Annotated in this window: 23 protein-coding genes; 13 read left to right on the forward strand and 10 right to left on the reverse strand. The window is 63.7% G+C overall.

Going from position 1 to position 24542, the window contains the following annotated elements; genetic code table 11:
* Positions 1–59: 59 nt before the first annotated feature.
* Both ASAC_RS03185 and ASAC_RS03190 read right to left on the reverse strand, forming a co-directional pair.
* A complete protein-coding gene (locus tag ASAC_RS03185) occupies positions 60–713 on the reverse strand; it encodes a hypothetical protein (RefSeq protein WP_013266544.1) in 654 nt (217 codons plus the stop codon).
* Positions 714–747: 34 nt separating this feature from the next.
* Entirely contained in the window at positions 748–1227 is a 480-nt protein-coding gene (locus ASAC_RS03190; RefSeq protein WP_013266545.1) for a hypothetical protein, read from the reverse strand.
* Between the two features lie 42 nt (positions 1228–1269).
* Here ASAC_RS03190 and ASAC_RS03195 point away from each other — a divergent pair, with 42 nt between their 5' ends.
* Complete coding sequence (locus ASAC_RS03195; protein WP_013266546.1) at positions 1270–2064, forward strand: creatininase family protein; 795 nt, start codon at positions 1270–1272, stop codon at positions 2062–2064.
* Here the strand turns inward: ASAC_RS03195 and ASAC_RS03200 are convergent.
* Positions 2018–2479 carry a phosphate-starvation-inducible PsiE family protein gene (locus tag ASAC_RS03200; protein ID WP_048812769.1) on the reverse strand — a complete coding sequence of 154 codons (462 nt, stop codon included), beginning with the start codon at positions 2477–2479 and terminating at the stop codon, positions 2018–2020. The two genes, ASAC_RS03195 and ASAC_RS03200, sit on opposite strands and share 47 nt — an antisense overlap.
* 44 nt (positions 2480–2523) lie before the next feature.
* Positions 2524–2850, reverse strand: a complete 327-nt coding sequence (locus ASAC_RS03205; RefSeq protein WP_013266548.1) for a hypothetical protein — start codon at positions 2848–2850, stop codon at positions 2524–2526.
* A 136-nt stretch (positions 2851–2986) separates the two neighbouring features.
* On the opposite strand from ASAC_RS03205, the gene ASAC_RS03210 reads away from it, so the two are divergent.
* Entirely contained in the window at positions 2987–4009 is a 1023-nt protein-coding gene (locus ASAC_RS03210; RefSeq protein WP_238523640.1) for a zinc-binding dehydrogenase, read from the forward strand.
* Here the strand turns inward: ASAC_RS03210 and ASAC_RS03215 are convergent.
* Positions 4001–4444 carry a GNAT family N-acetyltransferase gene (locus ASAC_RS03215; protein WP_048812770.1) on the reverse strand — a complete coding sequence of 148 codons (444 nt, stop codon included), beginning with the start codon at positions 4442–4444 and terminating at the stop codon, positions 4001–4003. The two genes, ASAC_RS03210 and ASAC_RS03215, sit on opposite strands and share 9 nt — an antisense overlap.
* Positions 4445–4525: 81 nt before the next feature.
* Positions 4526–5434 (reverse strand): prenyltransferase, encoded by a 909-nt coding sequence (locus tag ASAC_RS03220; RefSeq protein WP_048812771.1) that lies wholly within the window; start codon positions 5432–5434, stop codon positions 4526–4528.
* Between the two features lie 128 nt (positions 5435–5562).
* On the opposite strand from ASAC_RS03220, the gene ASAC_RS03225 reads away from it, so the two are divergent.
* Together ASAC_RS03225 and ASAC_RS03230 are read left to right on the forward strand one after the other, a co-directional pair.
* Positions 5563–7533 carry a hydantoinase/oxoprolinase family protein gene (locus ASAC_RS03225; RefSeq protein ID WP_048812971.1) on the forward strand — a complete coding sequence of 657 codons (1971 nt, stop codon included), beginning with the start codon at positions 5563–5565 and terminating at the stop codon, positions 7531–7533.
* 3 nt (positions 7534–7536) lie between these two features.
* Complete coding sequence (locus ASAC_RS03230; protein WP_013266553.1) at positions 7537–9102, forward strand: hydantoinase B/oxoprolinase family protein; 1566 nt, start codon at positions 7537–7539, stop codon at positions 9100–9102.
* Here the strand turns inward: ASAC_RS03230 and ASAC_RS03235 are convergent.
* Positions 9099–12983 carry a hypothetical protein gene (locus ASAC_RS03235; protein ID WP_148217121.1) on the reverse strand — a complete coding sequence of 1295 codons (3885 nt, stop codon included), beginning with the start codon at positions 12981–12983 and terminating at the stop codon, positions 9099–9101. The two genes, ASAC_RS03230 and ASAC_RS03235, sit on opposite strands and share 4 nt — an antisense overlap.
* A gap of 293 nt (positions 12984–13276) precedes the next feature.
* Between ASAC_RS03235 and ASAC_RS07985 the strand changes: the two genes are divergently transcribed.
* The 5 genes from ASAC_RS07985 to ASAC_RS07960 are packed head-to-tail and all read left to right on the forward strand — an operon-like array spanning position 13277 to position 15321.
* Positions 13277–13534, forward strand: a complete 258-nt coding sequence (locus ASAC_RS07985; protein WP_158303784.1) for an ATP-binding cassette domain-containing protein — start codon at positions 13277–13279, stop codon at positions 13532–13534.
* Positions 13449–13640: a P-loop NTPase family protein gene (locus tag ASAC_RS07765; protein ID WP_052296725.1), complete on the forward strand. Its 192-nt coding sequence runs from the start codon at positions 13449–13451 to the stop codon at positions 13638–13640. The genes ASAC_RS07985 and ASAC_RS07765 overlap by 86 nt, the downstream gene beginning before the upstream one ends.
* A complete protein-coding gene (locus ASAC_RS07635; protein WP_052296726.1) occupies positions 13637–13966 on the forward strand; it encodes an ABC transporter ATP-binding protein in 330 nt (109 codons plus the stop codon). The genes ASAC_RS07765 and ASAC_RS07635 overlap by 4 nt, the downstream gene beginning before the upstream one ends.
* Positions 13967–14004: 38 nt before the next feature.
* A complete protein-coding gene (locus tag ASAC_RS03245; protein WP_013266555.1) occupies positions 14005–15174 on the forward strand; it encodes a glycosyltransferase family 2 protein in 1170 nt (389 codons plus the stop codon).
* 15 nt (positions 15175–15189) lie between these two features.
* Entirely contained in the window at positions 15190–15321 is a 132-nt protein-coding gene (locus ASAC_RS07960; RefSeq protein ID WP_013266556.1) for a hypothetical protein, read from the forward strand.
* 2 nt (positions 15322–15323) lie between these two features.
* Here ASAC_RS07960 and ASAC_RS03250 read toward each other — a convergent pair whose 3' ends face one another.
* On the reverse strand, positions 15324–17303 hold the full coding sequence (locus ASAC_RS03250; protein ID WP_013266557.1) for a Sip1-related alpha-galactosidase: 1980 nt from the start codon (positions 17301–17303) through the stop codon (positions 15324–15326).
* 398 nt (positions 17304–17701) lie between these two features.
* Between ASAC_RS03250 and ASAC_RS03260 the strand changes: the two genes are divergently transcribed.
* The 4 genes from ASAC_RS03260 to ASAC_RS07770 all read left to right on the forward strand — a co-directional run bounded on the left by ASAC_RS03260 (position 17702) and on the right by ASAC_RS07770 (position 23876).
* Positions 17702–20128 carry a thermopsin family protease gene (locus ASAC_RS03260; RefSeq protein WP_013266559.1) on the forward strand — a complete coding sequence of 809 codons (2427 nt, stop codon included), beginning with the start codon at positions 17702–17704 and terminating at the stop codon, positions 20126–20128.
* 171 nt (positions 20129–20299) lie between these two features.
* Complete coding sequence (locus tag ASAC_RS03265; protein ID WP_013266560.1) at positions 20300–21256, forward strand: AAA family ATPase; 957 nt, start codon at positions 20300–20302, stop codon at positions 21254–21256.
* A 192-nt stretch (positions 21257–21448) separates the two neighbouring features.
* Positions 21449–23005, forward strand: coding sequence for a glucose ABC transporter substrate-binding protein GlcS (glcS, locus tag ASAC_RS03270; protein WP_013266561.1), 1557 nt, complete (start codon positions 21449–21451; stop codon positions 23003–23005).
* Between the two features lie 193 nt (positions 23006–23198).
* Positions 23199–23876 carry a hypothetical protein gene (locus ASAC_RS07770; RefSeq protein WP_048812774.1) on the forward strand — a complete coding sequence of 226 codons (678 nt, stop codon included), beginning with the start codon at positions 23199–23201 and terminating at the stop codon, positions 23874–23876.
* On the opposite strand, the gene ASAC_RS07990 is transcribed toward ASAC_RS07770, so the two are convergent.
* Together ASAC_RS07990 and ASAC_RS03280 are read right to left on the reverse strand one after the other, a co-directional pair.
* Positions 23775–24050 (reverse strand): helix-turn-helix domain-containing protein, encoded by a 276-nt coding sequence (locus tag ASAC_RS07990; RefSeq protein ID WP_083774025.1) that lies wholly within the window; start codon positions 24048–24050, stop codon positions 23775–23777. The two genes, ASAC_RS07770 and ASAC_RS07990, sit on opposite strands and share 102 nt — an antisense overlap.
* Positions 24051–24103: 53 nt before the next feature.
* Complete coding sequence (locus tag ASAC_RS03280) at positions 24104–24541, reverse strand: hypothetical protein (RefSeq protein WP_013266564.1); 438 nt, start codon at positions 24539–24541, stop codon at positions 24104–24106.
* Position 24542 lies beyond the last annotated feature (1 nt).

Below are 24542 nucleotides of genomic sequence, written 5' to 3' on the forward strand. Positions count from 1 at the left end.
TTTATGTGAAGCGTTCACAGCCCTCGCTGGCCCGCGGGGCCTCGCCCTCAGGGCGGGGGTCAGCTGTTGGCGTAGGCGTAGACCGCCAGGAAGGCAACAGCGAATATCGGTATAAGCAGGAGGTCGCTGGGCGAGTAGAAGGCCTCAGTGTACCAGAAGGCTGAGAAGGTGAGGAGCATGGCTGAGACGAAGTTCTTGAGCAGGGCCACCCTTATCCTGAGTATGTTCTGCTTCAGGAAGTAGGCGAGCACCGCAACCAGGGCCGCGCCCACGGCGAAGCCGAGGGCGGCGGAGGCGTAGCTCTCCGGCAGCAGTGCAAGTATAACAATGGCCGCCTCGAGGGCCTCCGTGGCGCCCACGCTGAAGGCGGTGGCGGCCAGCCCCCTGCCCTCCGAGAGCTCCGAGGCCACGGAGGCCGCGGCCCCCTTCCTCGACCTCAGCACGGTCCTCCTCGTGCTCCTGGCCAGCCGGAGGCCGAAGTACAGGAGGAGGGTTGCTGAGAACAGGCGGACGTAGGTCACGGGCACCTCCTCTATGACCTTGCCCGCCACGAACGTGGGCACCAGCACCAGGGCCTCGCCGGCAACCATGGCGCCGAAGGACGCCAGCGCGCTCCTGAGCTCGGCGTAGACCGCAACCCCAACCGCCGCTGCCTCGGAGAGCTCGAGCAGGGTTATGCCTAGGGCGGCCAGGGCCACTCCAGGGTCTATCAACCCCTACCCCAGACGCTCGAGCCTCAAGTCTTTTTTAAGCGTTAGCCAGCCTCCCGTCAAACTCTATCCTGAGCCCCCTCAGCGCCCTCATAACTGAGTCCCTGTAGGCCTCGATTCTCTCCCTGGGCACCCTGGCCTCGGCCTGCTTAAGCACCAGGTCCTCAACCACCGCGTACTTCTTGTAGGTCTCGTTAAGCCTCCTCCAGTCTATGCCCTTCAGGGCCTGCTCCACCTCAGGGTCCCTCTTTATTACGCCGGCCAGCATGAGGACTGATATTATGGGGTAGCCCACGTAGCCCCTCAGCTTAGTGCCGTTGTCGTCGCTGTACGCCCTGAAGTGGTCCCCCTCCTTAACTACCTTGACGTGATACCTCCTGTCGCCCTCGCTGCTGGTCACAACGGCCTCAAGGACGTCGGGGCTCACAGTGTTGAGCAGCTGCACCCTGCCGTCCGCTATGGCCCCTGCGGCCTCAAGCACCTTTATCCTCGGGGGCTGCCTGAGCGTCCCTGTCACCTATAAATACGTGGGCCCGGAAGCTATTAACCAGGAACGCCCTTGACTGAGGTCTGGGAGCTCCCCGGCTCAAGGTTTGACTCCTCCCCCAGGTCCATAGCGGTCATACCCATAGGCTCCGTGGAGAGGCACGGCGACCACCTGCCGCTGGGCACCGACGCCATAGAGGCCGCGTGGGTCGCCCAGAGGGTGGCCGACGCCTTAGGCGCCGACCTCTTCCCAACCATATGGTACGGCGTGTCGCCCGCCCTGGCCAGGTTCCCAGGGACGATAAACGTGGAGACTGACGCCTTCATTGCCTATGTGAGGAGCGTCCTGAAGGAGATAGCCAGGAACGGCTACAGGCTCATAGTGATAATAAACGGGCACGGGGGCAACACTACAGCCATAAGGGTGGCAATGAAGGACGCGGCCTACAGCACTGGGGCCACCTTCGTGATGTTCGACTGGTGGAGGGACGCCGGCAGGGAGGCGCTGAGGCAGCTCTTCACGAGCCCGGGCCACGCCGGCGAGGACGAGACCAGCGCCATGCTCTACATAGACGGGGCCCACGTAGACATGTCGGCCGCCAGGGCCTACCCAAGCGGCTGGAGCCCCAGCAGCGAGGGGGAGGCGAGGGACCTGAAGTCCATGAGGAACTCGATGATATACGTCCAGGGGGTGGCCGTGGAGTCCCAGGCGGTGGACCAGGCGCTCTACCCCTACGCGGTCCTCGGCGACCCCACAAAGGCCTCGGCTGACAGGGGGGCAAAGTGGCTTGAGGCTGTCGTCAGCGAGATAGTGGACAGGGTCAGGGGGCTTGCGGGCACCCTTGGTGTGCTTCCTCCCCGCCCCTGAACACGCCGGTTATCACGTAGGCGGCGGCCACGGCAAGGAAGGCTAGGGCGAGCTCCATTATGGTCACCGGGTTTATCTGCTGCTGGGTTATCGAGCTCGCCACCATCTCCCTCACTATAACTATCATGGCCACCTCCACTATGCTCCTTATTGATATGTAGCCCTCCCTCACGCTTATTACTATGGTCCTCATGAGGTCGGCCGCCAGGAGCATAATAATTACAAGGTCCACCATGCTGAGTATCGTCACGTGGGCCGCGGCCGCGTCGCCAGAGGAGAGCTGGGCCGAGGCAGCCTCGACCTCCACCAGGAGGTTCCAGAGCGAGAGGACCATGACCACTATTATTGCCAGGGCTATGAGGAGCTCCACCGCCAGCAGGAGGAGCCTTGAGGTCCTTCCAAGGCTTGCTGACAATAAATTTCCCTGTGGGTCCTGGGCGGCCTGCAAATTAAAAAGGGTCACGGGTCCTTCATTATCTCCTGCAGCTTCTTCCTGGCCTCCTCCAGGGCCATGGGGTCGCTGGGCTTCGTTGTCTTGGGGTCGAACGGGTACTGGCTCATAACTAGCTTCACCTCGCCGTTCTCCAGCTGGGCGAAGAGCTGGGGGAGCCAGGCCATGCCAAGGTCGTCCTTGTCGCCGTAGGATATGGCGTAGACGTAGTCCTCCTTCTTGACCTCAAGCTCGACGTTGAGCTCCTTGGCCAGCTGCTGGGCCAGGTTCATCCAGTTCTTGTGCAGGGGGTGGAAGTCCTCCGTGTCGAGCACAAGCTTAACTACCTTGCCCAAGGCCTCTCGCCTGCCCCTCAGGGTGTCCGAGGGGTTTTAAGCGTAGAGGTAAAGGCGTGGCCCAAGGCTTGGGCCCTCCTGGTAAAAACCATTTATTAGTGGTGTACACGGGACCCTGGGGTCAGGCTTGAAGGCCGTGGTCTTCAACTCCCACGGAGGCCCTGAGGTGCTCCACGAGGCCGAGGTCCCTGACCCGAGGCCGGGCCCTGGGGAGGTGGTCGTCAGGGTCAGGTACACCTCGCTCAACAGGATAGACTCGCTGGTCCGCAGGGGCTACCCCGGCATAAAGGTGAAGCTCCCCCACATACTCGGCTCTGACGTCTCTGGCACTGTTGAGGAGGTCGGCGAGGGCGTCGACTTCCTGAGGGAGGGGCAGCAGGTGATAGCTGCCCCGGTTCACGGCTGCGGCCACTGCGAGTACTGCCTCACGGGCAGGGAGAACATGTGCAGGCTCTGGTCAATGCTCGGCTTCCAGGAGGACGGGTCGTACGCGGAGCTCGTCAAGGTGCCGGCCAGGGCCGTGATACCCGCCGAGGGTGACCCGGAGGAGCTGGGCGCCCTGCCCCTCTCCCTGTTGGTCGCCTACAGGTCGCTGGTGAGCGTGGCCAACGTCTCCAGGGGGCAGTACGTGCTCATATGGGGCGCGACCGGGGGCATCGGCACGCTTGCCATACAGGTGGCCAAGGCCTTCGGGGCCAGGGTTATAGCAACGACCAGGAGCGAGGAGAAGGCGAAGGTGCTCAGGGAGGCGGGCGCTGACCTTATAGTTAACACGAGCGAGGAGGACGCGGTCTCAAGGGTCATGGAGTTCACCGACGGCCACGGGGCTGACGTGGTGATAGACTATGTAGTGGGCACAACCCTCGACAAGAGCCTCGAGGCCCTGGCCATTGGGGGCACCATAGTTGTCTTCGGCTACCTAGGGGGGCCAGTGAAGGAGATAAACTGGAACAGGTTTTACCTGAAGCACGCAAGGGTCGTCGGCACCCACACGGGGAGCCCGTGGGAGATGGCTAAGGCATACCAGCTCTACGCCCAGGGCCTCGTGAGGCCAATAATAACTAGGAGGCTGGGCCTCTCCCAGGCGGCCGAGGCCCACAGGGTGATGGAGGAGGGCTCCCTGGCGGGCAAGCTGACCATGAAGGTCGACCTAGGCTAGGACCTTAACCATGAGTATGCCGTCCTCGTCGCCGTAGTACCTGGGGAGCCTCCTCGCCGGCCTGTAGCCGAACTTGAGGTAGAGGTTTATGGCAGGGTAGTTCGTCTCCCTGACCTCAAGCTTGACCGCCACCGCGCCCTCACCCTTCAGCACCCTCTCAGCCTCGGCCAGGAGGGCCGACGCTATCCCCCTCCTCCTGAAGGCGGGCCTCACCGCCAGCGACGCCAGGTGCCCGACCCCCCTGCCCTCCACGTAGCCCAGGGCGTAGCCCGCGACCTCGCCGTCCTCCTCGGCCACTATCATGAATGAGCCCCTGAGGGAGAGGAGGTAATCAAAGGTCTCCGGCGTGTACCTCTGCCTTGGAGGGAAGCTCTCCTCCTCAACCCTCAGTATGGCCTCAATGTCCTCCGGCCTGTAGGGCCTCAGCCTGACCAAGCTGCCCCACGCTGCCCTGTTAGGCGGGGTTAAAGGCCTTGAGGCTTGGCACATAAGTGCGCCTTGGAGTTAGCGGTTGAGTCAGGGCAGGGCGCGGGGCAGCGAGAGGGCCACAAGGTAAGTCACGGTCAGCGCGAGCACAGTGTAAAACCTGAACTTCACTGCGGTGCTCAGCTGGACCCTCACGACGCCGACCACTATGAGCGTGGAGTAGATGGCCATCGGCGCGACGGCTAGGCTCAGGAGGCCCCAGGGCCACACCATGAAGGCCGGGAGGAGAAGTGAGGTGAAGACCAGGGCCGCGTACAGCGCTGAGGTGGCCCTCATGCCTACTCTGACGGGCAGGGTCCTCACCCCGTGGGCTTTGTCCCACTTGTAGTCCCTCATGTTGTCAGCCAGGAGGACTGACGTGGTTATGATTGACGGAGGCAGCGAGAGGGCCACCTCCCTGAGGGACAGCGCGCCTGAGACGGCGTAGGCGGTGCCCACAACCATGAGGATGCCCATCAGGAGCACGTCTATCTCCCCTACGCCGCCGTACTTGAAGCCGCGAGGGGCGGGGTAAAGGAAAAGCAGGGGGGAGCCCAGGGCCAGGAACAGCGGGAGCAGCGGCCTGTTGGGCAGAAACGTCGCCAGGGCCACTATCGCTGAGCCGGCGCCGAAGAGGGCCAGGCTGTAGTTCCTCAGCTGGCCCACGCTCATGCCCAGCGAGTAGAAGCCGTGGGGGTTATAGGTGATCCTCGGCGCTCCAGGCATGTCAACGCCCCTGAGGGTGTCCAGGTAATCGTCGAACACGTTCTCAGCCGCGAGGAAGAGCGAGAGGCCCACGGCGGCCACCAGCGTCACTGCAGCCCCTGCTATGGTGAAGCCGGTGTAGAGCCTCATGGCTATGACGCCGCCCGTCAGCGCGAGGGAGATACTCGAGAGGAGGGCGCACGGCCTCGTGGCCAGGAAGTACCTCCTTAGGCCTTCCCTCAGGCCTCCCTTCAAGCCGACACCCATGTTACACCACTAAAGAGTTGTGTAAAAAAGCTTTCATAAAAAGCTGATTATAATGTCGCCGCCTGCCTTCGCTAAGCGTTAATAGCGGCCCAAAAACCGTTGACGTGGGCGGCGCCTTGGACGTCGTGGCGGTCGACGTGGGAGGCACCTTTACGGACGTGATATACGTTGACAGCTCCGGCTCCGTGAGGCTCTCCAAGGTGCCGACGACTCCCAGGAGGCCCGAGGATGGGGTCGTCAGCGGCGTCCGCTCCGTCTCCCCCTCGGGGGCCTTCGAGGTGCTGCACGCCACCACTATAGCAACCAACGCCCTCCTCGGCCAGGTGGGGCTCGAGCTCCCAAGGACGGCCCTGTTGACCACGAGGGGCTTCAGGGACGTAATAGAGATAGGGAGGCAGGCGAGGCCAAGGCTCTACGACCTCCTCTTCGCCAAGCCGAGGCCGCTGGTGCCGAGGGAGCTCAGGTTTGAGGTGGACGAGAGGACGCTCAGCGACGGCACCGTGGTCAAGGAGGTCAGCGAGCCCGAGCTCGACGAGGTGGCCTCAAGGATGGAGTCCATGGGGGTCGAGGCCGTGGCCATAAGCTTCATCAACAGCTACGCCAACCCCTCCAACGAGGCCAGGGCCAGGGACCTACTGTCGAGGAGGTTCGCTTACGTCACTGCCTCCCACGAGGTCGCCATGGAGCCCAGGGAGTACGAGAGGACCTCAACCGCCGTGATCAACGCGGCCCTGAGGCCCATAGTCTCAAGGTACCTCTCGTCGCTGCGGTCATCGCTGGGCTCCATGGGCGCCTCCTCGCTGTCGGTTATGTCAAGCGCCGGGGGGCTTGTAGACGTCGAGGAGGCGGCCCTGAGGCCCGTGCAGCTGATAGAGTCCGGCCCCGCCGCGGGGGCGATAGCGGCCTCGTGGCTTGCCAGGGAGCTGGAGGTGGGCAGCGCCATAGGCTTCGACATGGGCGGCACCACGGCCAAGGCCAGCTCCATAGTGGGCGGCGAGGTCCAGGTCACAACTGAGTACGAGGTCGGTGGCGAGGCGCACCACGGCAGGGTGGTCAAGGGCTCGGGCTACCCGGTCAGGTTCCCGTTCGTTGACCTTGCTGAGGTCTCGGCCGGGGGAGGGACCATAATATGGAGGGACGAGGCGGGGGCCCTCAGGGTTGGCCCGCTGAGCGCGGGGGCAGACCCGGGGCCGGCGTCATACGGAAGGGGAGGCTCGCAGCCCACCATAACTGACGCCAACCTCGTGCTTGGCAGGCTCGGCACCTCCCTCGCAGGGGGCGCCGTGGAGCTCAGGCCGGAGCTCGCGGCCCAGGCCCTCTCAAGGCTTGGGGACCCCGAGGGCGTCGCCCAGGAGGCCCTGGAGCTGGCCATAGTTGAGATGGCCAGGGCCGTGAGGCTGGTAACTGTTGAGAGGGGCCTGGACCCCTCGGGCATGACGTTAATTGCCTTCGGCGGGGCCGGCCCCCAGGTGGCGGCGGAGCTCGCGGACGAGATGGGGGTCGGCAGGGTCCTCGTGCCCCCTGACCCGGGCCTCTTCTCAGCCCTGGGCCTCCTGGTAGCTGACTCAAAGTACGAGGCCAGGCTCCCGTTCCCGAGGGACCTGGAGGCGGCATTTGAGGGCCTCGAGGCCTCCCTGGCCAGGAGGCTCGGCAGGGTGGACCACTTCATCAGGCTCCTCGACGTGAGGTACAGCGGCCAGGGCTGGGAGCTCACCATAAGGGCCCCGGCGGACCTCTCGCCCGCCTCGGTCAGGGAGGAGTTCGACAGGGCCCACGAGGCGGCCTACGGCTTCACCTTAGACAGGCCGATAGAGGTGGTCGCCGCCAGGGTCTTCGCAGTTATCTCCAGGCCAAAGCCCAGGCTCAGAGGGCCGCCGAGGGAGGGGGAGCCGAGGCCCGTGGCCCAGAGGAGGGCCTGGATAGGCGGCAGCTGGGACGAGGTCCCCATATACAGGAGGGAGTCCCTGCCCCAGGGCTTCAGGCTGAGGGGGCCGGCGGTGGTGGAGGAGTACAGCTCGACCACAGCTGTGCCCAGGGGGTGGACGCTCGAGGTAGGCCCCATGGGTGTCCTGGAGCTGAGGCGGTGATCAATGGTAAGCTGGGAGGTAGTGCACAGGGCCACGGTGTTCATAGCGGAGGAGATGGGGGTCGCCCTGAGGAGGTCCGCCCTGTCGCCCAACATAAGGGAGAGAGCCGACCACAGCTGCGCCGTTGTCGACAGTGACGGCAACATAGTGGCCCAGGCCGAGCACATACCAGTCCACCTGGGCTCCCTCAGGGTCGGCGTCAGGAACCTGCTCAGGGCCATGGAGTCCGAGGGCGTGGAGCTCGGGGAGGGCGACGTAGTGGTCTCTAACGACCCCTACATAACTGGGACCCACCTCAACGACGTAACCGTTATCTCGCCGGTCTACGTGGACGGCAGGCTCGAGGGCTACGTTGTCAACAAGGCACACCACGTTGACGTTGGAGGGCCGGCGTTCGGCAGCATAAACCCTGACGCCAGGACGATATACGAGGAGGGCCTCGTAGTTCCTCCAGTGAAGATAGTCGAGGGGGGCAGGCTGAGGGATGACATTCTGAGGCTCTACCTGGCAAACGTGAAGTACCCCGAGGCCTCGGAGGGCGACCTGAGGGCGCAGCTGGCGGCCCTGAGGGTCGGGGCCTCAAGGGTCAGGGAGCTGATAGACAGGTACGGCAGGGGCGCCGTCAGGGAGGGCTGGGCCAGGTCGATTGAATACGCGAGGGAGCTCGCCTCATCCGAGATATCGTCGTGGCCCGAGGGCACCTACAGGGCCTCTGACGTGCTTGAGGTGGGCCCGGGCGAGGGGGACATGGTTAACATAAGCGCGGAGGTCAGCGTCTCGAGGGGGAGGGCGAGGGTCTCACTTAACGCCCCTGGGCAGCTCCAGAGGCCAGTCAACGCAGTCCTTGGGGTGACCTACGCAGCCTCCTCGTTTGCCATAAGGTCCCTCATGAGGGCTGACGTGCCCGTCAACGAGGGGCTCTACTCGACCATAGAGGTGGAGGCGCCGGAGGGCTCAATGCTGAACGCCAGGCCCCCAGCCCCGGTCGCGGCCGGAAACCTTGAGGTCAGCCAGAGGGTTGTTGACGTTATACTCCTGGCCATGTCAGCGGCCCTGCCGGACAGGGTGCCGGCGGCCTCCTCAGGCACCATGATGAACGTCATGCTGGGCGGCGTTGACCCCAGGACGGGGAGGACGTGGGCCTACTACGAGACAATAGGCGGCGGCTCGGGCGCCAGGCCCAACGGCGACGGCGTCTCAGCGGTTCACAACAACATGACCAACACCATGAACACCCCCATAGAGGTCGCGGAGGCCTCGTACCCGGTGGTGTTCACAGCCTACAGGGTAAGGGAGGGCAGCGGGGGAGCCGGCAAATACAGGGGAGGCGACGGCATAGTGAGGTCCTTCAAGGTCACCGCCCCGGCGAGGCTCTCAATAATAGCAAGCAGGTTCAGGTCAAGGCCGTGGGGGCTCAGGGGAGGCCTGCCGGGCGCCCCCGCCAGGGTCACAATAGTGAGGGCCTCGGGCAGGGCTGAGGAGGTCGCGCCCTTCTCCACCGTTGACCTTGGCCCCGGCGACGAGGTGATCATTGAGACGCCCGGGGGAGGCGGCTACGGGAGCCCCTAGGCCTGAGGGGCCCGCCTGGGCCTCCTGGGCATCACATGCAGCAGGGCCAGGGCTAGGGCAGCTATGGCCAGGGCGAGCCCAGCCACAGCAACAGCCGTGGCCCTGGCGAGCGACGACGCCTGCGACGACAGCCTGCTGCCCTGGGCGCTGACCGACGACGACAGCTGGAGGAGCTGGGAGCGCAGTGCGGTGTAGTTCCCGCCTATCCACGAGGACAGCCTCGAGGCCTCGGCCTCCTGGTACGACATGAGCTGCGTCACGTTCTGCCTGAGCCCTGTTATGTTTGCCTCAGCCATTGAAAGGGCCCTGCCCAGCGACGACACGTTAGACTCAAGCGCGCTGACGAGCTCGGCCTCAGCTGTGACGTTAGACCTCAGCTGGGAGGCCAGCGACCTGAACTCGCCGACTACATAGCCCGCCTGGCTGACAGCGGAGTTGGCCTCCTGTAGCATGGCCTTGGCGTACGCCAGGGAGGCGTTGATGGCGTACCCGAGGGCCGTCACGTTGGCCCTCAGCCCCTCCAGGCGCTGCCACGCGGCCGTGAGGTTCTCCATGGTCTGGTAGAGCTGGCCCTGGAGCAGGCTTACGTTGAACCTAACGCCTGACAGCTCGTCGCTCAGGCGCCCCAGGTCGCCCAGGAGCTCCTCCCTGACGAGGCTCACGTTACCCATGGCCTGGGAGAAGTAGTCAGCCACGAGCGACTGGAGGTAGCCCACGGCCTCCCTAACGTAGGCTGGGACCACCACGCTGACCCTCGACCCGGGGCCCACGGCAAGGCCGCTCACGTTGGACCAGAGCATGGTGAGGCTGGAGTTCACCAGGACGACGCGGCCGAGGCGGCTGTAGGCGAGGGTCACGTTGGAGTCGACTATCACCAGGACGCCATAGGAGCTGGAGTAAAGGATAGTCACGTTGCTGTCAACTATGTAGTCAGTCCCCGCGAACACGTCGTTGTAGAGGGCGCCGCTGAAGGTCATGTTCACGTCGTCAAAGTACGAGTCCACGGGGTAGAACTGGCCGGCCCCCAGGGTCCTGTTGAAATAGTAGTACACGGGCACCTCAATTACCTGAGTTTCCACGGGGGCCAGCTGCGAGTAGACCCCCTGGCCGTAGACCTCGAGGTCCCAGGCCTGGGGCTGCCCTGCGCTAATGCCTTCAAGGCTCCCGTTGCTCCAGGGCAGCGTCACCGTGGCCTCCCACAGGCCCAGGGTGGAGTTGAACTCCATGGGAAGGGAGGCCGAGGGGCCCCCGCTGACAGGCCTCACGGAGAGGGTGAAGTAGCCCAGCCTCGCCGGGGTCCCGTTGAGGTAGGTCACGTTGGCGTAGACCCTGATGGGCTGCCCCATCATTGAGTACGCCGGCGCCTTAAGGGTCGCCCTCAGCGGCGGGGACACGTAGACGTAGCCATAGGTGACGCCCTCCACTGCCCCCAGCTCGGCGGAGCTGTAGTTGGTCTCAACTATGACGGCGTAGTAGCCCTGGCCCACGTAGCTGGGCAGCCTCACGCAGCCCCAGTACTCCCCGAGGGTGGAGTTGTAGTAGACGTAGGCCTGGTAGAAGGTGGACACCAGGCCGCTGCTGTTGGAGGCCAGGTAAACTGTGACGTTGCTCCCGCGCTCAATCATGGCCGAGGCCTCAGGCCCCGCCTCAGCAGGGGCCTTCAGGGAGACTGTGAAGTAGAGGCAGCCCCCCGGCGAAGGCGCGTAGCCCCCTGCGGCCTCGGGCGAGTAGCCCACGGCCACCAGGGGTCCTGAGACCAGGGGCAGCGACGCGAAGGCGGGCGGCCGGGCCTCGACAACGTAGTAGCCCGGCAGCTTAACTTCAATTGAGCCCCCTAGCGCTGTCCCCTCGAGCGCGTAGGTGTTGTTGTTATAGCAGTAGTAGAGGACGTCAAACAGCGGCGGCACATTAACTGGGGTCCCGTTGAGCTCGACCACCTCATAACTCATGCTGAGGGGGCCCAAGTGGGGTCCCGGGCTCAGGTTGAGGTCCTCCACGAAGTAGCCAATGAAGGCCTCGTACTCGTAGATCCCCCAGGTGCCGTTGTACCTGGCCTCAACTGCTATCATTGCGGGCCCCGACGCGTTGGCCGGCACCGTGACAGAGGCCCTCCAGAGGCCGGCCGAGTAGCTCATCGGGACGACCTCAACAACCCCCTGCTGCGCGGTCTCTATGTAGAGGTTCACGAAGCCCGAGGAGACGGTCTCGTTATAATAGGTCACCGATGCAACCACGCTGAGCCTCTGGCCAGGCAGCAGCTCGGGCCCCTGAGGGCTCAGGCTCGCCGAGACCAGCAGCCTGGGCACGGTGCAGTTTATCGCCCTCAGGAGGGACCCATTGGCGAGCCACCTGGCCAGCTGGCCCGCGTTTACGGCGCCCAGGCCGTCGAGCACGCTGTAGCCGCGCCCAGCGAGCCACGGGAAGCTGTAGCCAGGGTAGGCCTGCTCAAAGGCTGACCTCGTGGACGCGTTGCACGGGGTCCCCCTGTACATGAGGTACAGCGTGGGCGCTATGAGGCCGAGCCTGTGGCCCACGTAGCCCTCAACGTCGGCCAGCTCGCCTGCCACCACTGCAGCTGCCAGCCCGTTGCCCCAGGCGGAGCCCTGGCCGGAGGCGGTGACCACGCTCAGCCCCGTGGCCGGGCTGGCGTCTGCCACCACGTCAGGCGAGCTCCTGCCGTGGGGGAAGCCCTGGGGAGGCGCTTGCCTCAGCAGGCCCTGCCACCACGGCATCGGCTCAACCCCGCTGACCCCGGCCTGGCTGCCCAGGTCGCCCTCAGCTGACCAGGAGGACTGGGCCGTCAGGTTGCCTGAGACGAATGACGTGGAGCCCCCCACTGAGAGCACCCACGGCGACGACGCCGGGTAGTAGAGCGAGCCCAGGGGCCCGTAGGGGTAGAGGCTTCCGTTGTTTCCAGTGGGCGCTACAAAGGTTATTCCCTCGGCGGCCCCAAGGGCGAAGTAGGCGTCCGCCAGGTAGAAGTTGAAGAGGTAGAAGCCGTAGCCCAGGTAGTTGACAAGGCCCTCGGGGGCCCCGAAGGGGATAAGAACTACCGGCGTCGCGTTCAGCTGGTCCACCTCTGCGGCTATAGCCGAGAAGGGGAGCCCCTGCCAGGCAGCATATATTACAATTGGAGAGCCCGGGGCCATGGAGTGCACTGCCTCGGCCAGGGCCTCGGCCTCCTCGGCCCACCCGGAGTAGAGCCCCAGGTTAGGGTCGTAGGGGCCTACGGGCACGTATGACATGGAGGCCCCCGGCAGCCCGTAGGCGGCGTCGAAGGCCCTCAGCTCGTCCTCAAGCAGGGGGTCGCCGTAGTAAGTGACTATGCCGACGGGCACCCCGGAGCCAGTCATGTTGCCAACGCCGTATGCCTCCCTGAGCTCGCCCGGCCCGACGCCCTGAAGGCCTGAGGTCAGGCCAAGGGGCTGGAGCGTGAAGTTCGAGGCGTATACGTAGCCCATGCCCGGCACGTATGAGGCGTAGACGAAGTACTCACGGCCCATGTAGCTGAAGTACCTGGCCTGGCCGCCGAAGTCCTCCTCGAGCTGCCCGAGGCGGGCCCCGAAGAGTATCATGGAGCCCTCCAGGACGCCCAGCACCCTGAAGCCCATGCCCTGCAGCAGGGAGGCGTTGCCGCTCACCTGGGACGGAGGGGGGAGCACCAGGGAGAGCATGGTCGAGTTCATCAGGTGGCCGTAGAGTGGGTTGCCCGGCGTCGACGAGGCCTCGGCGTAGAGGAAGACTAGGCCCAGGTCCCTGAGGGGCACGTAAAGCACGGCCACCGTCTCGGGCCCCTGGGACGAGGCCACTGGCAGCGAGGGAATCGCTGAGATTACCATGAGGGCCACGAGCGCCAGGACCAGCCCCTTGGCCAAGTTCATGGGCTGCACCGAATGTTATGGCGAGGAACAAATGTAATAAGGGTTAGCCTCCTTTCCTTTAGCCCGCCAAGGCTAGGGCTTGGCCTACTTTAATACCGTTTAGGCCGCGTCTGCATACACGATAAAATACTTTTAGCCACCCCATGTTAACACCTAGAGACAGAAAGGGGTTTCCTTTGGACGCAGCTGTGGAGGTCAGGGGCTGAGGGCTGGCTACTTAACCTAGGACGGCGGCTACGTCAGGGTCCTCAGGGGCGTGGACCTCGACGTCCCCAGGGGGCATAACCGGCGTGGTGGGCGAGTCGGGGTCCGGCAAGTCAACGCTCGCCAATATAATGGTCGGCCTCGTCAAGCTCCCCCTCGTCGTAGAGTCCGGCTCAGTGATGATAGAGGGCAAGGTGGACGTCCTGAGGGCCTCCCAGGAGGAGCTCAACAGGGTCAGGGGCACAGTTATCTATCAGCTACGTGCCCCAGGCCGCCCAGAACTCCCTGAACCCGGTGAGGAAGGTCAAGGACACCATAAAGGACATACTGGCCTCCCACGGCATTGACTACGAGGAGCACGTGGACCTGGTCCTTGACACCCTCCAGGAGGTGGGGCTGGCCAGGGACAAGCAGGTGCTTGAGCTCTTCCCGTTCCAGATGTCGGGGGCATGAAGCAGAGGCTCATACTTGCCATGGCCCTCATGCTCAACCCGAGGATAGTTGTAATGGACGAGCCCACCACAGGCCTTGACGTAGTGACGCAGCACGACATACTCAGACTGATAAGGAGGGTGCAGAGGCAGAGGGACCTCACAATGGTTTTCATAAGCCACGACATAGCCACGGTGGGCTACATAACTGACAGGGTCTATGTGATGAAGGAGGGGAGAATCGTGGAGGAGGGTCCGACAGAGGAGGTGCTCACCCACCCAAGGCATGAGTACACGAGGCTGCTCATAGAGAGCGTGCCGAACCCATATTCAAGGATCGAGGCTTAAGAGTGCTTCCAGCGTGGAATTGGTTGGTCGAAGGAGCCTTGAGCTCAGCCGGCCCGATCTCAGTCATAGTCACCGCCTACAACAGGAGACAGTACCTTCCCTACGCCCTGCGAAGCCTTGAGGCGCAGACGCTCCCAAGGGACAGGTTCGAGGTAATAGTCGTCAAGAACTTTGAGGACAAAGAGAGCGACGAGATAATTCGCAGGAACGGCTGGAAGGAGGTCTACAGCGACGAGCAGTGGCAGGGCAGGTTCCTCCTGGCGGGCCTCGAGGAGGCGAAGGGGGACATAATAACCTTCCTGGAGGACGACGACATGTACAGGGAGGTCAGGCTCGAGAAGGTCTACAGGGGGCTTGGGTCTCACGCCATGTTCTACAACCTGCAGCAGCCCATAGACGCAAATGGCAGGGAAATAGGCGTGAGGCTCAGGCCCAGGGAGCCTCCCAGGGAGCTTGAGGTCAGCGACGCCAGAGAGGTTGTCCTGTATAATCTTGACTTCAACGCCAGCTCCATGGCCGTCCAGAGGCGCGTGGCCGAGAGGGCAAGGCTTGACCTGGTGAGGAAGTCAGTAGACACCGCACTGGCTGCGGCCGCCCTTGAGGCGGGCAGCATAAGGGTTGTGCCTGAGAGGCTGACGCTTTACAGGGTTCACTCAGAGAACACATCGGCCACCAGGGGGCTCACGGCCGAGGCGCTGGCAAGGAAGTACATGGAGTACTACAGGGACTACATGGCGTTAAGGGAGGCAACCACGTCTAAGGTCTCCAGGGAGCTCCTTGACTTCAGGGCCACGTACTTTGGAAGCATACTCTGCCTTGGAAGGGGGATTGAGGGCGTGGAGGTGAAGGTGAGGCCCCTGAAGGCCGTCTGGCTCCGCCTGAGGGGCTGGCCGGTGAACAGGGGGGCCGTGCTGGGCTCCATATTGTGCCTCGTGCCTGCGGACCTCGTCAGGGCCCTGCGACTTCGGCGATTTTTATTGCCGGCAGGCGAGGAGCCCGGGGGGTCGGCAGTGAAGGCTGCAAAGGTCCTCTTTGTCGCCCCCTCACCCCGACGACGAGTGCATCAACGCCGGTGGGCTGCTCTCAATGCTAGTGTCCCTGGGCCTAGCCTGGGACAACCCATCAAGGATAGAGGAGGGCTGCAGGGTCGACCCTGGGTACCTGGACCACTATGTAGGCAGCGCGGCCTCCCTGGAGCTCAACGATGAGAAGTACGTCAAGGCGTGGATAATGCTCAGGACGCCCCGGCCGACGACAACATGGCCGTTGTTGGCGAGCTTGCTGGGCCCGAGGAGGAGCTCATAGCCTCCCTTCTGCCGGAGTTCAGCAGGGTAAAGCTTGAGCCTGTCACGTGACCTCAGACCTCAACTACGTCGCCCTCGCTTACCTTGACCTCCCTGAGGGCGCCGTCATAGTATACCAGCGTCCCGGGCGCCCTGGCCCTCACCCTGTTTCCCTCCACAGTAACGCCGGCGGGCGGCACCAGGAGCTCAGCTATGCCTATCACTGCGACGCCGTCCACCGCTGGGGAGAGTGTCAGCAGCTCCGCCTCGAGCTCCCCGAGCTCCAGGTTAACGCTCCCGGAGCCGCCGATGACCCCAGCCTCGCCGCTGACGGACTTGTAGTAGGCCAGCCTCTCGGCGGTCGGCGGCCTCGGCAGGTAAGACGGCCTGAGGGCCTCCCTGACCCTTGAGCCCCTCCTGGTCACGTTGATGGCCCCGACCACGGGGACCCCCGAGGCGGCGGAGGCCACCTTCAGCAGGACGTCCTCGTTGTATGGGTCCCTGAGCAGCACGTCCCTGGTCACGAGGCCCGGCTCGTCAGCTACAGCCAAGGTGCCGTCGGGCAGCGTCAGCCTCCTCAGCAGGTCCACGTTAGTCCTGTCCGGGAACCTGTCTGTTATGTACACCGGCCCGCCGCTCACCGCAGCGGCCACGGCGTAGGCCAGGGCGCCCTGGTCGTAGGACATGAACATGTCGTAGTCAGGGTAAAGTATGGGCGACAGGAAGGTGCCGGCGTAGGCGCTGAACATTATGTGCAGCTTGGCCCCGGCCCTCCAGAAAGGTATGTAGTCCACCGAGGCCCTGGCGGTCGCCGCCGCTGAGAAGTTAGAGTAGGCCTCAGGCACCAGGGCCATGCACATCAGCAGCTCGAGCCCCTTCCTTGAAGCCACGGACTGAAGGGCCTCCTCGACGCCCCCAGCAGCCTCGGCTGAGGGGACGTCGACGTAGCCGTCGTGGAGCCAGACCTGGTTGTCAACCTTGACGAAGCTGACCCCCTGCGAGGCCATCCAGCCCAGGTAGTCCTCGTAGAACCTGTCGGCCGAGTCGGGCCTCACGAAGTGGCCGTCCCTGACCTTTGCCTTGGGGTAGCGGCCCGCCAGGCCCTCGGACAGGCTCCCCCAGTAGCCGTTTATCGTCGTCCACAGGCCCATCCTGAGCCCCATGGACCTGAGCTCCTCGGACAGGCCCCTCAGCCCTCCGGGGAACTTTGAGCCGTCGGCTGAGAACTCCCTCAGCGACTTCCCCTCAAGGGACTCCCAGCCGTCGTCAACCAGAGCCCACCCGAGCCTCACGCCCCTGGCTATCAGGGAGCTGACGGTGGCCTTCACGTCAGCCTCGGTAACGTTGCCGAGGAACGCGTTCCATGAGCACCAGCCGAGCCTCCTTGAGAACGATGGCCTGGGCTTCTGGGACCTCAGCCTGACCTTGGCGCGCCCCGAGGCCCTGGCCCACGCCTGGGCTATGGCGTCGTATGGGTCGCCCGAGAGCGCATATGCAAGGACGTGGCCTGAGGCCGAGGCGGCCGGGGAGCCGAGGTAAACTGAGAGCCTGGGCCCTGGGCCCAGGTAGCCGGTGAGCCTGCCAGACGATATGGCCACCGCGGCCAGCCACTCGTCCCCCGTGAAGGCTATCAGGCCGGCCGTCAGGGGAGGTATTGAGCCCTCGTCCCTGAGCCATATGGGGTAAAGCCATGACGTTGGCCTCCCTCCCCTGAACTCCCTGGGAGGGTACTCGACGTCGTCAGGGGGCCTCTCAACGGAGGGCGTGGCCCCAGTCCCGAGCAGGTTGTAGTACCTGAAGCCAACTGCATAGGCTGAGTCAGGGGCGGGGTCGTTAGTCAGGGCCAGGCCTCCCGAGACCCTCAGCGAGAGGCTAAGGCTGAGGGGCCACGAGCGGTCCACCTGCCCGAGGGATGTGAAGCTGACGAACAGTGAGCCCCCGTCGTCAGTCACTTCCACCTCGGCCGAGGGGCACCTGAACCTGTTGCCGGCCCCCTCGCAGGCCTCCTCGCCGCTGGGCCCCCTGACGGCGAGCCCCCTGAGCTCTAAGGTCATGAGTCCACCTGAGTGAAGGCGCAAGTGTGCATAAATTAAACTTCAAGGACCGCAGAGCGCTTGAGGCGCCTACCACCTCAATGGCCGACCCCGGCCCTGGCCATAGCACTGCCAAGGTAGCCCTCGACGCTCGGGCCTCCCACCAGGCCGTTGAGGGGCTCCTGAAGATCGCGAAGGCCCTGCTTGACGCAGTAGCCCTTTGGCTGCAGCGGGCCTGTGGCTATTATAAGCGGCTACATGGGCGGCAGAGGCGGCTCCCTGTGGAGGCTCACCCTGAGCACGCTGTGCCCGCGCTACACTATAATGTTAAGAACGATCGTTCTCGTTTATAAGGGCTTTTAGGTTCCGCGCTGGATACATTTTTAAATTTCAGGGTCATCACCACCGCGGCGACAGTCTTGAGTCGCGCGCACCTAATAATAGTCCTGTTGGCGTTGATCCTCCTGGCGCCTCAGCAGCACGCTGCAGGCCTCCACGTTAGCAGGCCATCGGTGCCGAGGCTTCCCGTGATGCCTTTTCCTGAGGCCGCCACTGAGAATGCCGTTGGGATAAACGACAACGGCACAGCGCTCGTTAACGGCAGCCAGGTTAACTACTATTACACAACCCGCTCCCTGCTGGGTGTCTTCAACTTCTACGGCGGCTCCTTCTACTCTGGTCCGCCGGTGAACGCTAACTGGTCCTCAGTGCAGCTCAACGCCAACCTCAACGTGACCCCTGACGTGGTGCTCTGGGCCCAGGACGTGATACATATCTACGCGGCGGGCAACGGCACATACTACGTGGAGATAGAGGACAACCTGTGGAACGCGACTAACAACCTGTGGAACGCGACTAACAACCTGTGGAACGCGACTAACAACCTGTGGAACGCGACTAACAACCTGTGGAACGCGACTAACAACCTGTGGAACGCGACTAACCCTGCAGTGCTCAGCGCCAGCGGCAACGGGAACATAAGCAGCTATCATGGTGAGCAGTACTACGCCTATACCTACCCAGTTCAGTTTGAGAGCAGCGAGCCGTTCCACGTCTACGTCATGATGAACGTCAGCGTCAACGCCGCCATGGAGCCGGTCATATACATGTACTTCAGGTTCGTCAACTCGACCTACGACAGCGGCTGGGTGCTCTACGACACCATAACAGCTAACGAGACCGCGTTCAACGACAACCCGACCTTCCTCGCGGGCAGCGTGCCCGGGGTGGCCAGCAACGGCTACCCATACGTCATACAGTTCGTCACGGCCGGCTGCGGGGAAGGGTCAACGCTCTACGCCTACTCCTGGGACGCCAGCATGATGCTTTACTACAGGTACGACGGCAGGTTCTACGCCGTGCCGGGGGCCTTCTCCCTGGAGCCGTACAACTTCTCCGGCGGCGTGACGGCCGAGAACGTCAGCGCGGTGCAGGGCATAGCGGAGTACTACTATGACGGCCTCGTGTACCAGCTATCCGGCAGCAGCTACCAGGAGGCCCTGTGGCAGGCCTCGGCAAGCAGCTACTCGCCGGCCCCGAACGAGGTCTCCGTTAACCTGACGCCGGCCGGCGCCCTGTGGGTCGTGAGCGTCATGGGCGTGAACGTGAGCTTCTCAAGTACTGTGGCGGTGACGTCGCCCCAGGCCCTGATTCAGGTGCCCTCCGGCGAGTACATCGTTACCGCAACCCTCTACGCCGGCAGCAGCCCGGTGTACTCCTTCAGCTCCGAAGTGGCCGTGGCGGGCATGCAGCAGGTGATAGCGCTTAACGTGAGCTCGCAGACGCCGTTCATATACAACGGGCAGATGTTCATGGCGGGCAACTACACTTTCTACTCGCAGCAGCCCTTCGTGGCGAACTTGACCTTCGTAGCCTACATGCCGTCGGCAGGCATCAGGGTGCTCCCCAGCGAGGTCCTGGTCAACGGCACCCCTGCGCACGTCACCTCGCTCCTGCTGGCGGTCAACGGCAACACCACTGTGGTAGAGGGGGCCGTGCTGCAGTACTACGTCAACCTGAGCCAGCCTGTCCCTGCTAACGTTAACGGGATCAACGCCACGCTGACCAGCGGCTGGTACAACGCCTCGACAAGGATAATCATATACAGGTACTTCTACATCGGCGAGGCTGAGAGGCTCTACGTCAGCCCGGAGATGATAGTCATCAACCTGAGCTCCCCGCTCACGCTGCCCCTGAGGCCCGTGCTGCAGTACTACGTGCACATATCGCTTCCCAACGGGACCATCAGCGGCTGGTACGCAAACGGCACCGTGATAAGGCCGCCCGAGGTGATATACGTCAACGGCTCCGCCAGGTACGTGCTCCAGGTCGGCGGCCCCCTCGTCGTTGACTCCCCGGTGAACGAGACCCCGGCCTACCAGCTGCAGGTGCTCGTCAGCTACGCCCTGCCCAACGGGACTGCGTTCGTAGGCTGGCTACCGCTGGGCTACACGCTCAGGTTCCCAACAACAATAAACGTGAGCAGCGGCGTGTCCTACGAGCTGGTGTCTCCTGAGGAGGTGGCCGTCACCTCGCCTGGGGCCATAGTGGTCGAGTACTCACCCAGGTTCCTGGTCACAGTGACGTACGCCAACGGCACCACCAGGAGCTTCTGGGCGCCGCAGGGCTACACGGTTAAGCTTGAGGCGCCCGCCCCGCCGCTCCACGCCGTGAGGTGGGTCGGCACCCTGGACCTCCCCAACGGCGCCTCGGTTAGCGTGGGCGAGCCCATGGCTGAGAGGGAGGCTGTAACCATCAACGCGGCCGAGGTCGGGGGGCTGGGGGCCGCGGCCGTCGCAGTAGCGGTCGTCGCTGTGGCGCTCCTGCTGCTGAGGAGGAGGCCTTAGAGTCAGTAAAACGGTTCTTTTTTCACCTCCTTATTACTTCTGGGGCAGAAGTAAGCTTCTGGGGCAGAACCCTTGCTGTTTGACTAGAGGCCCAAGGGCAGGAGGGAGGGACCTCTTCGACAGGGACTCGGAGGTCTCGCAGGTCGTTGAGGGCCTGGGCCACCGCTCACGGTGATAAGCGGCATCAGGAGGATCGGCAAGACCTCGGTGCTCAACGTGGCCCTGAGCGAGGTAAACGCGGTCACCTTAATCATAGACTGCAGGACGCTCAGGCCCAACTACAGCAGGGCCGAGCTCTACTCCCTGTTCTCGGAGGCCCTCTCATCAAGGCTTGACAGGGTGGTTGACCTGCTGAGGGGCCTGAGGGGAGCGTCCATTATGGGGAGCGGCGTCGAGCTGAGGTGGAGGGGGAGGGACTCCGTCAGCCTGGCCGACCTGCTGGACAGGCTGAACTCGAGGAGGGCTGTGATAGCCCTGGACGAGGCCCAGAGGCTCAGGAGACCCCTCTCTACGGAGGCCAGGGACGCCATAGCACACGCCTACGATTACGATAGGAACGTGAGCCTCGTGCTTACCGGCAGCGAGGCAGGCCTGCTCTACGACTTCATAGGCCTCAAGGACGAGTCCTCGCCCCTCTACGGCAGGTACTTCAGGGAGGTGAGGCTCGAGAGGTTCAGCCGCGGTCAGTCGGTCGAGTTCCTCAGGAGGGGCTTCGACGAGCTCGGCGTTGAGGTAAGCGATGACGTGATTGAGGGGATAGCCGAGTACTTTGACGGAATCCCCGGCTGGCTCACCTTCGCCGGCCTCAGGGTGGCCGAGGGCAGGGGCCTTGAGGATGTCAGGGAGGAGGCGGTTAAGGTTGCCGAGGGCGAGCTGCTCGACCTGCTGAGGTCCAGGGCCTTCACGCCCGAGGTGACCTACAGGAGGTACAGGGCCCTGCTCTCCTGCATAGCCAGGGGGAGCGACAGCTGGGGCAAGGTTATGTCGTGCCTGGGCCAGGAGCTGGGCTCCACGCTATCGTCCAGCGTCCTGGACAACATGCTCAGGACCCTGGAGAGGCTCAGCATAGTCAAGGACTACAGGTTCCTTGACAACGTCTACAGGGAGGCGGCCCTGAGGCTGAGGTAACCAGCGGTCCCTTAAGCTGGCAGGCAGGGGAGGCCGCTCTGTGGGAGTAGTAAAGTTGCTTTATAGCTTATAAATTGCTTACAACGAGTTCTTTTGCAACTAAACGAAAGCTGTATACTGAAGTTTACGCACGACAGTGTTTAAATAGGTCCCCGTGTAAGAAAGTGTAGAATTAGGGAGGTAGGTGCCCGTATGAGGTCCTCACTCAGCACCGCGGCCATAGCGGCCATAGTTATAGTCATCGTGGTGGTCGCCGCCGTGGGCGGCTACCTCGCGTACGTCTCGACGAGGCACCACGTGACCACGACAACGCCCACCACTACCACAACCAGCGTGACGACGCCGATAACGACCACTACAACTACAACGGTCACTACCATAACGTTCTACACGTGGTGGGCGACCACGGGCAGGGTGGCGCTGGACCACCTCATACCGGCCTTTGAGGCCGCCTACCCGCAGTACACCGTGCAGAAGGAGATAATCCCAGGGGCGGGCGGCACCAACGCCAGGTACGCCATAATGGGCATGATAATAGCTGGCAGGCCTCCGGACCTCTTCCAGAGCCTGCTGGGGGCCAACATGCTTAGCTATGCCGAGGCCGCCCCGCAGGGGGTCAAGGCTTTTCTCAACCTGACCCCCGCGTTGAAGTCCATGGGCTTCCTGAACCCATCCGTGGTCTCCCTGCCCATAATTGAGGCCGCGGCCTACAACGGCACCACACTCAACGCCCCAGTGAGCGTGCACAGCGGCTTCGTGCTCTACATCAACATGAAGGTGCTCAGGCAGTACAACCTGCCGCTGCCAACAAACATGAGCACGCTCATCTACGACACCGTCCAGCTGGCCGAGCACGGGGTCACCCCGTGGATGGTGCCAGGCGCGGACGGAGGTTATGACCAGGAGCAGCTCTGGTTTGCAATATTCCTCTCGCTGGGAGGCCCCAGGCTCCTGGACGAGGTCCTCTACGGCACTGTTAACTTCAGCAGCCCGACCTTCTGGAGCGTCTTCAACGAGACAAACAGGCTGTTCCTCAACTTCACCTCCTACAACTACCCGGCCTGGAGGTCCATGACGTGGTCCCAGGGAATAGCTGACGTGGCCCTGGGCAAGGCCGTCTTCGAGGTTGACGTCGACTCGGCCACTAACTACCTCTACGACTTCGACAACATAACCGTCTACCCTGCCACCGAGCCCTACATAAGCTGGCCCAACGTGACCGTGGTCGCCGAGCCGTTCCCGGGCACGCAGGACTACTTCGTAGTGGTCTCTGACGCCGTAGCAATACCCGTCTCGCCCTACCAGGAAGCCGCGCTTACATTCATGAAGTACTGGCTGTCCTACAGCGGCCAGCAGGCCTGGACCAGGTGGAAGGCGGTCACATACTACCTCAACGGCACGGACTGGTACAACACGCCGCAGCAGTGGTGGATGTACCAGCACCTGGTCAACCTGAGCAGGACGGCGCCGCAGAACTTCGTCATAGACCCGCTGTCCCTGTTCGCAGACACTGACGAGACCATCTACAGCGGCCTCCTGGCGCTCCAGAGCACGGGGCCCTCGTACCTGCAGGGCTGGACGTCAATGTTTGAGAACGCCATGCACGAGGAGTGCGAGGAGTGGCTGACGGGCGCAAAGATGGGCCTCGGCTACCTCGGCCTGCCGGGCGAGCCCTTCGGAGGGTACGTGCCGCCGTGGGTCAACCCGTCAACTTTCACGTTCACCTCTAACTACACCTGCCTCTCGTGACCGTAGGCCTCAAGCCCCTTTACCTTGTTTTTAACTTTTTGGTTTCTCCCTCCATCTCTTCCTTCTTCTTCCTTTTCTTTGTCCCCTCAGGGAGCCGATGCCAACCTCTGGCGGCCCCCGCGGCCCTCAGGCACCTTAAGCTTTAGGCTTCAGCTCAAATCCCTGGCCCGCCCACTGCCCGCCAGTGAAAGCCTTGAGGGTCGCTCACGGCCTCATGAGCCTGGGCCTGCTCACAGTTGCACTCTCAGCGCTGACCCTTGACCTGTCGCCCGCCCTCCTCACGGCCGTAGCCCTTGGGCTCGCCACGGTGTTCGCCGCGAACTTCGCCCTCTGGAGGCCCCGCTCGCCGGCCTCCGTGGCCTTAGCAGCAGCCTTAGCAGCTGCATACGCGCTCGCCGGCCCCAGGGTGCTCGCGGCCTCGGTGCCCGCGGGCGTTGCCATGCTCTCCTCGTGGGCGCTGGAGCTGGCAAGGAGGAGGGACGCGTCAACGGTCCTGGGCTCCCTCGGGGTCTCGCTGTTGATCCTCCCCCTGGCGTCCCTGGGCAGAGGGGTCCCGGCGGGCATAGCCATCGCCTGGGCGTCCTCGGCCCTGGCGGTCTCGCTGGCCGCCCTGGGCGTCGTGAAGGAGGCGAACAGGGCCAGGGCCACAGCGCTCTCAGCTGTGACGGCGGCCGCCGGCGCGGCCCTTGACTTGGCTCTCGGGTGCCACGCCTGCGCCTTAGCCCTGGCGCCGCCGGCCGCGCTCACAGCCGCGCTGAGCAGGACCTCGCTAAGGGACCTTGGGCCGAGGCCCCTCAGGAGGCTCGGCGTGATCTCCGCGGCGGCGTCCGCCGCCTCCTTCGCTGTCCTGGCCGCCGTGGAGCTCCTCTAGCCACCTGCACGCTATGTCGTCCGGCCCCTCGCTGAGCCCCCTGCTCGAGAGGTACCAGCCTATGACCTTGAACAGCGCCTTCCTCAGGTTCTCGCTGAGCGTCGCGGGTGAGACGCCGAGCTCCTTAGCAACGTCAATTAGCCTGGCCCTCCTCTCCGGGCAGAAGGCCCCCATCCTGTAGGCAGTCAGGAGGGCGGCCAGCTGCGCCTGGGAGAGGGCCGGCTCCCTTAGGCAGTCAGGAGGGCGGCCAGCTGCGCCTGGGAGAGGGCCGGCTCCCTGTAGGGCTCCCTGGAGAGGACCCTGGGACTGAGCCCCCTCTGCTCCAGGGCCTCAAGGACGCTGCCGAGCCTGTTCCTGTGGACGATTATATCATAAACTACCGCGTCGCCGCCCTCCGACCTCCCCCCGAGGACTATGACCCCCAGCTCAGAGAGCGCCCTGCACGCCGAGCAGCTGGACGTCGTCACGAGGTATAGGCTCCGACCTATCTTAACCCTCCTCAGGCCCCTCAGCTCCTCCTCGTCCTCGACCTCGACGAGGTGGGTTGAGAGCCCCCTGCTTGCAGACATCCTCACAATACTGAAGCCTCCCCTGCCCCCGAGCGCCTTGGCTACCTCGCAGTCGTGCCTCGTTAGCCTTACCCTGACCCTGAGCGCGCTTACCAAA

Origin of the sequence: Acidilobus saccharovorans 345-15 (genome assembly GCF_000144915.1) — an archaeon.
GTDB lineage: Archaea > Thermoproteota > Thermoprotei_A > Sulfolobales > Acidilobaceae > Acidilobus > Acidilobus saccharovorans.

Excerpts from the sequence above, each read along its gene's own strand:
- ASAC_RS03230 (WP_013266553.1), top strand. The coding sequence starts at position 7,537 with ATGGTAAGCTGGGAGGTAGTGCACAGGGCCACGGTGTTCATAGCGGAG.
- ASAC_RS03235 (WP_148217121.1), bottom strand. The coding sequence starts at position 12,983 with ATGAACTTGGCCAAGGGGCTGGTCCTGGCGCTCGTGGCCCTCATGGTA.
- ASAC_RS07635 (WP_052296726.1), top strand. The coding sequence starts at position 13,637 with ATGAAGCAGAGGCTCATACTTGCCATGGCCCTCATGCTCAACCCGAGG.
- ASAC_RS03250 (WP_013266557.1), bottom strand. The coding sequence starts at position 17,303 with ATGACCTTAGAGCTCAGGGGGCTCGCCGTCAGGGGGCCCAGCGGCGAG.
- glcS (WP_013266561.1), top strand. The coding sequence starts at position 21,449 with ATGAGGTCCTCACTCAGCACCGCGGCCATAGCGGCCATAGTTATAGTC.
- ASAC_RS07990 (WP_083774025.1), bottom strand. The coding sequence starts at position 24,050 with ATGGGGGCCTTCTGCCCGGAGAGGAGGGCCAGGCTAATTGACGTTGCT.